This is a genomic window from Thermoanaerobaculia bacterium, assembly GCA_035260525.1.
GTDB lineage: Bacteria > Acidobacteriota > Thermoanaerobaculia > UBA5066 > DATFVB01 > DATFVB01.
In genome coordinates this window covers 1-9,140 of the sequence record DATFVB010000180.1, presented here as the reverse complement: position 1 = coordinate 9,140, position 9,140 = coordinate 1, and the positions used below count along the sequence as shown (strand labels likewise).

Here is a 9,140-nt window from a genome sequence, read left to right as displayed (position 1 = left end):
CGATCACCGCACCCCGGTGAGAGCGTGGACCGCTTTCCACACGAGTTGCAGCAGCTGCGCTGCGGGAATCGTCGGGACGATTTCCGCGGCGTTCTCGACCGCACGGTTTCGTATAGCGGCGCGTATCACCGTGCCTGTGCTCAAGAAAAGGTCGCTTTCGATACGAACAGGGTCGGCGCGGCGACGAGCGACTGCAGCGGAAAGACGCGCCGGTCCGTGCCCACGCCGCCGACTCCCTTCCAGAATTCCGACAGACGCCCGCGGATGACGACCGAGGCGACGGGCGAGCGCACGCGCCCCGCCTGGAGCGCCCACCCTTCGACCTCGAGGCGGTAGGCGTCGTTTTCGAGGTCGACCCGCGGCGCAGCCGCGAGAGCGGTCGCGTAGAGGCCGCGCGTCACCGAAGAAAGGAGCTCGCCCGCGCTCGCGGCCTGGCGCCCGTCGAGCACGAAGAGCGCGCTCCCGGCGCGCGGAGGGAGCCGGAACGACGGCCGGAGCGCGTTGCCGGTCGGGCTCTCCCCCGAGCGCGCCGACGAGCCGAGGTCGTGGAGCCTCGTGCGGAAGACTCCCTCCGCGACGACCTCCTTCCTCCGGACCGGGACGCCTTCCCCGTCGAACGGTCCCTCTCCCGACGGGTCGTCGACGAGCGAGACGCCCTCCGCGCAGAACCGCCCGTTGCGGTCGAGGTACTTCCGCGAGAGGAGCAGCCGGTGGGTGTCGCCGCAGAAGAGCGGGAGCGTCGCGGCGAGGACGGCCGCCGAGACCGACGGATCGAGAAGCAGCTCGCCTCGCGGGAACGGGCAGGCCCGCCCCTTGAGCGGAAGGAGACTCCGGTCCGAGAGCGACTGGGCGACCTTCGCGCCGTCGAATCCGCCGCCCGGCGAGACGGGGAAGACGATGTCCGCGGTGACGCGGCGTTCCGACGCGACGCCGATCGCCCGCGCGTTCCCGTATCCGAACCGGCGCGCGCGCCCGCCGGAGAAGCCCGCGCCGTTCTCGATGCGCTCGACGATCTCGCCGCACGTCACCGCGAGCGACGTCAGCCGCGCCTGACCCTTCGACTCGGACGCCAGGAGCTGCGCGACTTCCTCGAAGGCGTCCGGCGCGGACGCCGGCGCGGGATCGTCCGGCTGCGGGAAGCTCCCGGCCGGGAGCGCGGGGAGAGGGCCGGAGCCTCCCGGCCGGAGCCGCGCCGTCTCCCGGATCGCGTCGACGAGGAGCGCCGGCGACGATGCGGCGGCAAAATGCGCCTGCCCCTTCTCCTCCCATCGCGCCGCGCAGCCGTCCTCGAGGCGTTCCGACTCCTCGCGCACCGGCGCCGCGACGCGGAGCTCCGTCGCCGCCGCCCGCTTGGCGTAGATCTCCCACCGGTCGCCCGTGCGCGACTCGAGCTCGCCGCGGACCGCGTCGAGCGCGAGACTCATCGCGATCCCCACGCGCCGCTCACCGCGGCGACACCCGCGCCGGTCACCGCGGCGACACCCGCGCCGCTCACCGCGATTCTCTCCGCGCCGCTCACCGCGGCGACACCTGCAGCCGGCGCACGATCATCGCGGGGGCCTCGCCGCCGACGGGCAGCACCTTTCCCTCCCGCGCGCACCACGCGAGCTGCCGGCACGGTTTCGCGCGCGATCCGAGGAGCGGGTCGACGGCGGCGAGGGCCTCGACGATCTCTCCCTCGAGGTGCCCCGGCCCGAGCGGCTGCCCGAGGCGCCCGCGCTGCACCGCCTGCGCGGCCGGAAAGCGGAGACGGAAGCGTCCCGACGCGAGGTCGACCGTGCCGCCGTCGAACTCCTCGATGCGGATCCCGGTGCCGAGCCGGTGAAGCATCTCTTCCTCGCTCGCTCCGCCGGGCCCGACGACGAGGTTGGATCCGCGCGGCGCGGCGTGGTCGAACGCGGAGGGCCGGCGGCCGTTGCCGGTCGACGGGTGGAGCGGATCGGACCGGAGCCGGTCGCGCAGCGGGCCGGCGAGGTGCCCGGCCGAGAGCAGCGCCGTCTTGCGCGCCGGCACGCCCTCGTCGTCGACCGGGTAGCCGCCGAAGAGGTCGAGCCGCGACGGCTCGTCGGCGACCTCGATCTCGCGCGGGCACAGGCGTGCCTTGACGAGGTTCGCCAGGCGCGACGCGGGCGCGTCCGCCTCCATCGGATGCGAGAGGACCTCGTGGAAGAAGAACGCCGCGGACCCGTTCTCGAGAATCACGTCCGTCGCCCCGGAGGTCGGCGCGACGGTGCCCGGGCCGGACCCCGCGAGCGCGCGGAGACGCAGCCGGAGCTCCTCGAACGCGCCGTCGTCGGCCTCCGGGAGATGGAAGTTGAAGACCCGCCACTTCGGCCCGCCGCGAGTGTCGGCGAGGAGCTCGCCGTGGAGGGAGAGGCGCGGCCGGTCATGCTGCGACGGGGTCCGGCCGGCCGGGACGACGAGGCGCGTCGCATGGCGCCGGCGGATCTCGACGCGATGCGGGCGGTTCTCGAACGCGCGCGCGATCAGGCCCGAGATCTTCTTCGTCCACCGGTTCGGGTCGTCGGCCTCGCCGTGCGGCTCCGGCGCGCCGCTCTCGGCGCTCTTGGGAAAGTGCGACGAGGAGAGCATCCCGGCGAGCCGGCGCACGGCGTCGCGCGCGCCCGCTTCGTCCGCGCGGGGAGAGGCGGTCAGCACGACTCGGTTGCCGCGCCGCGCCCGGGCGGAGACGGCGCTCTCGACCGACAGCGCGGAGGCGCCGATCGCTCCGTCGCGCAGCGAAAGATGCAGCTCCGACTTCCACTCGAAGAAGAGATCCGCGAACCCCTCCCTCGCGAGCGGCTCGATCCATCGGGAGAGGAGCGGCAGATCGAGCTGCGGCGGTATCGGACGGTGACTCACCGGCGGATTGTAATGGTGCTCCCGTCGGGAAGTCGAAGAGTCGTCGCCGAGTTGAAGCGGCCGCGTACCGCGCCGCTTAACTCGGCGACGGGAGCCACTTGACTCGGCGGCTCGAATCGAAGAGGCGGGCCGAGTTTGAGCGGTCGCAGCGCGCCGCTTGACTTTGCGGCAAGAGCCGAAAGTCAGGAAAGGCCCCATGGCGATCGGTTCGGGCTCCGGGACGTTCGACTTTCCGACTTTTGACATTCGGACTGAGGCCGTATCGACGCGGCTCATCATTGAACCCCACTCTCCCGGCCGTTATGATCGAGCCCGCATGAGCCTTGCCGAGCGGCGGACGGAGTTTCTCGTGGTCCGCATCGCGCAGCGACTCGCGCGGCGCGGCCTCTTCCAGGAGAAATCGCCGGGCGCCCTCGCCGACGCGGTGCGCTCGGTCTTCGCCGACGAGATGCGCCGCGAGCGCGACATCGACGAAGAGGCGCGCCGCCTCGTCGACGCCTCCCGCTCGGAGATCGCCTCCGGCGGCCTCGACTCGAACGAGCTCTTCCGGAAGATCCGGCGAAAGCTCGCCGAGCAGAAGGGAATCGTCCTGTGACCCTCGAGCGCAGGATCGCGCAGCTCGAGGAGATGCGCCGGCAATCCGTCGAGGGGGGCGGCCCCGAGCGGATCGCGCGCCAGCACCGGGAGGGGAAGCTCTCGGCGCGCGAGCGCGTCGACCTCCTGCTCGATCCCGGCTCCTTCTTCGAGATCGACCGGCTGGTCTCGCACCGCTGCCGCGACTTCGGCGCCGACAAGGTCGACATCCCGGGCGACGGCGTCGTCTGCGGCGCCGGGCTGATCGAGGGGCGCCCGGTGTACGTCTTCGCGCAGGACTTCACGGTCTTCGGCGGGTCGCTGTCGGAGACCAACGCCGAGAAGATCTGCAAGGTGATGGACCTCGCCGTGAAGAACGGCGCGCCGCTCATCGGCCTGAACGACTCCGGCGGCGCGCGCATCCAGGAAGGGGTCGTCTCGCTCGGCGGCTACGCCGACATCTTCCTGCGGAACACGCTCGCCTCGGGGGTCGTGCCGCAGATCTCCGCGATCCTCGGGCCCTGCGCGGGCGGCGCGGTCTACTCCCCGGCGATCACCGACTTCGTCTTCATGACCGAGACCTCCTCCTACATGTTCGTCACCGGGCCCGACGTCATCGCGACCGTCACGCACGAGACGGTCACGAAAGAGGAGCTGGGCGGAGCGAAGACGCACTCGTCGGTCTCCGGTGTGGCGCACTTCGCCAGACCCGACGACGCGTCGGTCCTCGCGGCGATCCGCGAGCTCCTCGGCTACATTCCCGGCAACAACCTCGACGAGGCTCCGATCGTCGAGACGTCCGACCCGCCCGACCGGGAGGACGCGGAGCTGAACACGTTCATCCCGGAGGAGCCGGACAAGCCGTACGACATGAAGAAGCTCGTCTCGGCGATCGCCGACGAGGGGAAGTTCTTCGAGGTCCACGCCAACTTCGCCCGGAACATCCTCGTCGGCTTCATCCGCCTGAACGGCCGCTCGATCGGCGTCGTCGCCAACCAGCCCGCGTTCCTGGCCGGCGTCCTCGACATCGACGCGTCGGTGAAGGGCGCACGCTTCGTCCGCTTCTGCGACGCCTTCAACGTGCCGCTCCTCGTCTTCGAGGACGTGCCGGGCTTCCTCCCCGGAACGAAGCAGGAATACGGCGGGATCATCCGCCACGGCGCGAAGCTCCTCTTCGCCTTCGCCGAGGCGACCGTCCCGAAAGTGACCGTCATCACCCGCAAGGCCTACGGCGGCGCCTACTGCGTCATGGCGTCCAAGCACCTGCGGACCGACTTCAACTTCGCCTATCCGACGGCGGAGATCGCGGTCATGGGGCCCGAGGGGGCCGTCGCGATCCTCTACAAGCGCGAGCTCGCGGCCGGCGGCGAGGAGAAGAAGGAGAAGGTCGCCGAGTACGTCGAGAAGTTCGCCAACCCCTACGTCGCCGCGCGGCGGGGGTTCGTCGACGAGATCATCGAGCCGTCCGAGACGCGCCGGAAGCTCATCCAGGCTTTCGCGTTCGCGGCGACCAAGCGCGACAAGCTTCCGCCGAAGAAGCACGGCAACATACCGCTCTGAGCCGCCGTTGAGCCCCCCGAAGCTCCTCGTCGCCAACCGCGGCGAGATCGCGATCCGGATCTTCCGCGCCTGCCGCGAGATGGGGATCGCGACGGTCGCCGTCTACTCCGACGCCGACCGGGGCGCGCTCCACGTCGGGTACGCCGACGAGGCCTACCGGCTCGGTCCGGCGCCGGCGCGGGAGTCGTACCTCGCCGTCGACCGCATCCTCGACGCCGCGCGCCGCTCGCGGGCGACGCTCCTCCACCCCGGCTACGGTTTCCTCGCCGAGAACGCGGAATTCGCCTCCGCCTGCGCGGACGCCGGCATCACGTTCGTCGGCCCGCCGCCGGCGGCGATCGACGCGATGGGCTCGAAGACGGAATCGCGCCGGCGGATGATCGACGCGGGCGTCCCGGTCGTCCCGGGGATGTCGCGCGGGGCCACGCGCGAGGAGCTCCGCGAATTCGGCCGGGCGTCCGGCTACCCGATCCTCCTCAAGGCGTCGGCGGGCGGGGGCGGGAAGGGGATGCGGATCGTCGCGTCGGAGGCGGAGCTCGATTCCGCGTTCGAGCGCGCCGAGTCGGAGGCCCGCGCATTCTTCGGCGATCCGGAGGTCTACGCCGAGAAGCTCGTCGACGGCGCCCGGCACGTCGAGGTGCAGGTCGTCTTCGACGGCCGGGGGCGCGGCGCCGCCGTCGGGGAGCGCGAGTGCTCGATCCAGCGGCGGCACCAGAAGGTCGTCGAGGAATGCCCGTCGCCCGTCGTCGATGCCGCCCTCCGCGCGCGGATGGCGGACGCCGCGCTCGCCGCGGCGCGCGCCGTCGGCTACGTCTCGTGCGGCACGGTCGAGTTCCTCCTCGACCGGCAGGGACGGTACTACTTCCTCGAGATGAACACGCGTCTCCAGGTCGAGCACCCCGTGACCGAGGAGGTCTGGGGCGTCGACCTCGCGCGCGAGATGATCGCGATCGCGCTCGGCGAGCCCCTGTCGTTCTCCGAGGACCTCGCCCCGCGCGGGCACGCGATCGAGTGCCGCGTCTACGCCGAGGACCCGGACCGGCAGTTCGCGCCCTCTCCCGGACGGATCGAGGCGCTCTCCCTCCCGCAGGGCCCGGGCGTGCGCCACGACGTCGGCGTCGAGACCGGCTCGGTCGTCCCGATCGACTACGACCCGATGCTCGGCAAGCTCATCGTCCACGGCCGCGACCGGCGCGAGGCGGTCGAGCGGCTCGCCCGCGCTCTCTCGGAATACGAGGTCGTCGGCATCCAGACGTCGCTCCCGTTCTTCCGCCGGCTCGTCACCGATCCCGACTTCCTCGCGGCGACGTTCGACACCGGGTGGCTCGACCGCCGGCTCGCCGCGGGGCTCGGCGTGCCGGAGACGGCCCCGGATGACGCCGTCGCGGCGCTCGCGGCCGCGGTGCTGGCGCGGAGCGAGGAGAAGCGCTTCGCCGCGCCGGCCCGGAGCCGGGCTTCGGCCTGGAGCGACGCGGCGCGCCGGGGGGCGCTCCGATGAAGCGGGTGTTCCGGCTCGTGCGCGCCGACGGCGAAGAGACGGCCGTTTCGGTCGACATCACCGGCGACGCCGCGTCGGTCGAGATCGGCGGCCGGCGTTTCGCGCTCGAGCTCCTCCCGCGCGCCGACGGCACCTTCGTCGCGCTCTTCGACGACGGCCGCGTGATGCGCTCCCGGGTGACCCCCGGCAAGAAGGAGACGCGCCTCCGCACGCGCGGGATCGAAACGGCGCTGCACCTCTTCGACCCGCGCGACGCGTCCTCGGCCGGGACCGAGAGCGAGGGCGCCTCGGAGGTCGCGGCAGCGATGCCCGGCCGCGTCCTCGAGGTGCGGGTGCGCGAGGGAGACCGCGTCGCGAAGGGGGATCTGCTCCTGATCCTCGAGGCGATGAAGATGCAGAACGAGATCCGCGCCGAGGCGGACCAGGTCGTCGCGGAGATCCTCTGCGCCGCGGGACAGGCGGTGGAGGCGGGCGCGCTGCTCGTGCGGTTCGCATCCGACCGGGTATGATCGCGGCCGCGCAAGAGGGCTTCGGCGGGAATGAAAACCGCCGGCTACTGTTGAGGTGGGAATGAACCGGAAGCTCACGATTCTCGGCCGCAGGCTCGCGGCCTCGGCGGCGACGGTCCTCGCAGCCTCGGCGGCGACGGTCCTCGCAGCCTCGGCGGCCGCGGTGCTCGTCGCGTCCTCCGCTTTCGCCGCGCCTCCCGCGGCCGCGCCTGCCGCGCGCGGGATCGCGGCCGAGGTCGAGCGCTTCGCCGCGGAATACCTGCCGTGGGAGCCCGGGACCCGCGTCACGGCGAAGGCCGATCCGAAGAACGACGTTCGCGGGTTCCACGCCTGGATGATCGAGCGCAAGGGGAAGTACGACAAGCTCGACGCCAAGGAGAACATGCTCGTCTCGGCGGACGAGAAGTGGATCTTCACCGGAAACGTCATCAAGAACAGCCGGCCCCAGAACGCGACCGCCGTGATCCGCACCGACGCGGACGTGTCGGGGATCGGCAGCTACTTCTCGAAGATGTTCGGCTCGAACGCCCGCGCGTTCCTCGAAGCGCCCGCCGACAAGGCGGGGTTGAACGGCGTTCGCGTCGAGGTCGACACCGGCTACTTCAGCCAGCCGCTCCACTACTACGTCGAGCCGGACGGCTCCGTCTTCTTCATGGGGACGCTATGGAAGCTCGCCGAGCCGGTCGCGGACCAGCGGCGCGCGATCATCAACCTCACGACTTCGCCGTCGTACGGAGCCGACAACCCGAAGATCACCGTCGTCGAGTACGCGGACATGGAGTGTCCCTTCTGCAAGCGTCGCGGCCAGCAGATGGACAAGCTCATGGACAAGTACTCGGCGAAGCTCGGCATCCGCCGCTACTACAAGTTCTTCCCGCTCTGGTCCACCCATCACTGGTCGACGAAGGCGGCGTCCGCGGCGGTCTGCCTCCAGAAGTTCTCCTCCGATCTCGTCTTCCGGTTCAAGCAGATCTGCTACGACAACCAGGACACCCTCACGCTCGACCGGCTCGACCAGCAGGTCTTCGATTTCGTCGACTCCGCGGGAATCCCGCGGAAGGACTTCCTCGCCTGCTACCTGCAGGACGCGTCGTTCGCGGCGATCCGCCGCGACATGAACGAGGGAGGGTATCTCGGCGTCAACTCGACGCCGACCTACTACGTCAACGGGGTGGAGATCTACTGGCTTCCCGACGACGTCATGGAGGACTTCCTGAAGAGCGGCGCCGCGACGAAGAAGAGATAGGGCTTTCGCTGCCGCCGCCGGGTTCCACCTCTCCCGGCAGGAGAGGTCGCCCGCGCGCTCTGCGGATGCGAGCGCGGGCGGGTGAGGGAGCCTTCGGCGATGTCTTCCTTCCGCGCGTATCATCGCCGGGGTGACTTCCAGACTCTCCCGCCGCCCCCGCTCCTTCCGCCGCCGTCCCGTCCTCGGGATAGTCGGCGCGGGCGAGAAGGCGTCCTCTCGCGTCGTGAAGCTCGCCGAAGAGCTCGGCGAGCGGGCCGCGCGCGCGGGCTGGATCGTGCTGACGGGGGGGCGCGAGGCCGGCGTCATGCGGGCGGCGCTTCGCGGCGCGAAGAAAGTGGAGGGAAGCCTGACGGTCGGGATCCTCCCCGGCCGCGACCGCGCCGAAGCCTCCCCCTTCGCCGACGTCGCGATCGCGACCGGGATGGGAGAAGCCCGCAACATCGTCAACGTCCTCTCGAGCGACGTCGTCGTCGCGTGCGGCGCGGGCGGGCCGGGCACCGCTTCGGAGGCCGCTCTGGCGCTGAAGGCCGGGAAGCCCCTCGTTCTGCTCGCCCCTTCGCCCGAGGCCGCGGCGTTCTTCGCCGGGCTCGGCGCGGTCCGGGTCGCCGAGACCGCCGCCGCCGCGGTCGAGATCGCGGAGCGCGAACGGCCGCGCCGCCGCCTCCCGCGGAGACGCACGCCGTGACGCTCTTCACGCGCGCGATCCTGCGGACGCCGCCGTCGAATTTCGCCGACGGCTTGACGACGACCGATTTCGGCGCTCCCGATCTCGAAACTGCGCTCGCGCAGCATCGCGAGTACGCGCGCGCGCTCGAGCGGTGCGGTGTCGCCGTGACGATCCTTCCTCCCGATCCGCGCCATCCCGACTCCTGCTTCGTCGAAGACACGGCGG

The 9,140-nt window shown here is 71.4% G+C and carries 9 protein-coding genes; 7 read left to right on the top strand and 2 right to left on the bottom strand.

Going from position 1 to position 9,140, the window contains the following annotated elements:
• Positions 1-140 precede the first annotated feature (140 nt).
• Both VKH46_08955 and VKH46_08950 read right to left on the bottom strand, forming a co-directional pair.
• Positions 141-1,424 carry a metallopeptidase TldD-related protein gene (locus VKH46_08955; GenBank protein ID HKB70958.1) on the bottom strand — a complete coding sequence of 428 codons (1,284 nt, stop codon included), beginning with the start codon at positions 1,422-1,424 and terminating at the stop codon, positions 141-143.
• Between the two features lie 91 nt (positions 1,425-1,515).
• On the bottom strand, positions 1,516-2,862 hold the full coding sequence (locus VKH46_08950) for a metallopeptidase TldD-related protein (protein ID HKB70957.1): 1,347 nt from the start codon (positions 2,860-2,862) through the stop codon (positions 1,516-1,518).
• A 316-nt stretch (positions 2,863-3,178) separates the two neighbouring features.
• Here VKH46_08950 and VKH46_08945 point away from each other — a divergent pair, with 316 nt between their 5' ends.
• From VKH46_08945 to VKH46_08915, 7 genes are all read left to right on the top strand, one after another.
• Entirely contained in the window at positions 3,179-3,457 is a 279-nt protein-coding gene (locus tag VKH46_08945) for a DUF507 family protein (protein ID HKB70956.1), read from the top strand.
• A 32-nt stretch (positions 3,458-3,489) separates the two neighbouring features.
• A complete protein-coding gene (locus VKH46_08940) occupies positions 3,490-4,995 on the top strand; it encodes an acyl-CoA carboxylase subunit beta (protein HKB70955.1) in 1,506 nt (501 codons plus the stop codon).
• A gap of 7 nt (positions 4,996-5,002) precedes the next feature.
• Positions 5,003-6,493 carry a biotin carboxylase N-terminal domain-containing protein gene (locus tag VKH46_08935; GenBank protein ID HKB70954.1) on the top strand — a complete coding sequence of 497 codons (1,491 nt, stop codon included), beginning with the start codon at positions 5,003-5,005 and terminating at the stop codon, positions 6,491-6,493.
• Positions 6,490-7,002, top strand: a complete 513-nt coding sequence (locus tag VKH46_08930) for a biotin/lipoyl-containing protein (GenBank protein HKB70953.1) — start codon at positions 6,490-6,492, stop codon at positions 7,000-7,002. The genes VKH46_08935 and VKH46_08930 overlap by 4 nt, the downstream gene beginning before the upstream one ends.
• A 61-nt stretch (positions 7,003-7,063) precedes the next feature.
• A complete protein-coding gene (locus tag VKH46_08925; GenBank protein ID HKB70952.1) occupies positions 7,064-8,248 on the top strand; it encodes a thioredoxin domain-containing protein in 1,185 nt (394 codons plus the stop codon).
• 130 nt (positions 8,249-8,378) lie between these two features.
• Complete coding sequence (locus VKH46_08920) at positions 8,379-8,933, top strand: cytochrome (GenBank protein HKB70951.1); 555 nt, start codon at positions 8,379-8,381, stop codon at positions 8,931-8,933.
• Positions 8,930-9,140, top strand: a 211-nt coding sequence (locus VKH46_08915; protein ID HKB70950.1) for a N(G),N(G)-dimethylarginine dimethylaminohydrolase, incomplete at its 3' end; no start/stop codon positions are given. The genes VKH46_08920 and VKH46_08915, both read left to right, overlap by 4 nt.

Coding starts and splice junctions, on each gene's coding strand:
- VKH46_08955 (HKB70958.1), bottom strand. CDS start 1,424: ATGAGTCTCGCGCTCGACGCGGTCCGCGGCGAGCTCGAGTCGCGCACG.
- VKH46_08945 (HKB70956.1), top strand. CDS start 3,179: ATGAGCCTTGCCGAGCGGCGGACGGAGTTTCTCGTGGTCCGCATCGCG.
- VKH46_08940 (HKB70955.1), top strand. CDS start 3,490: ATGCGCCGGCAATCCGTCGAGGGGGGCGGCCCCGAGCGGATCGCGCGC.
- VKH46_08930 (HKB70953.1), top strand. CDS start 6,490: ATGAAGCGGGTGTTCCGGCTCGTGCGCGCCGACGGCGAAGAGACGGCC.
- VKH46_08925 (HKB70952.1), top strand. CDS start 7,064: ATGAACCGGAAGCTCACGATTCTCGGCCGCAGGCTCGCGGCCTCGGCG.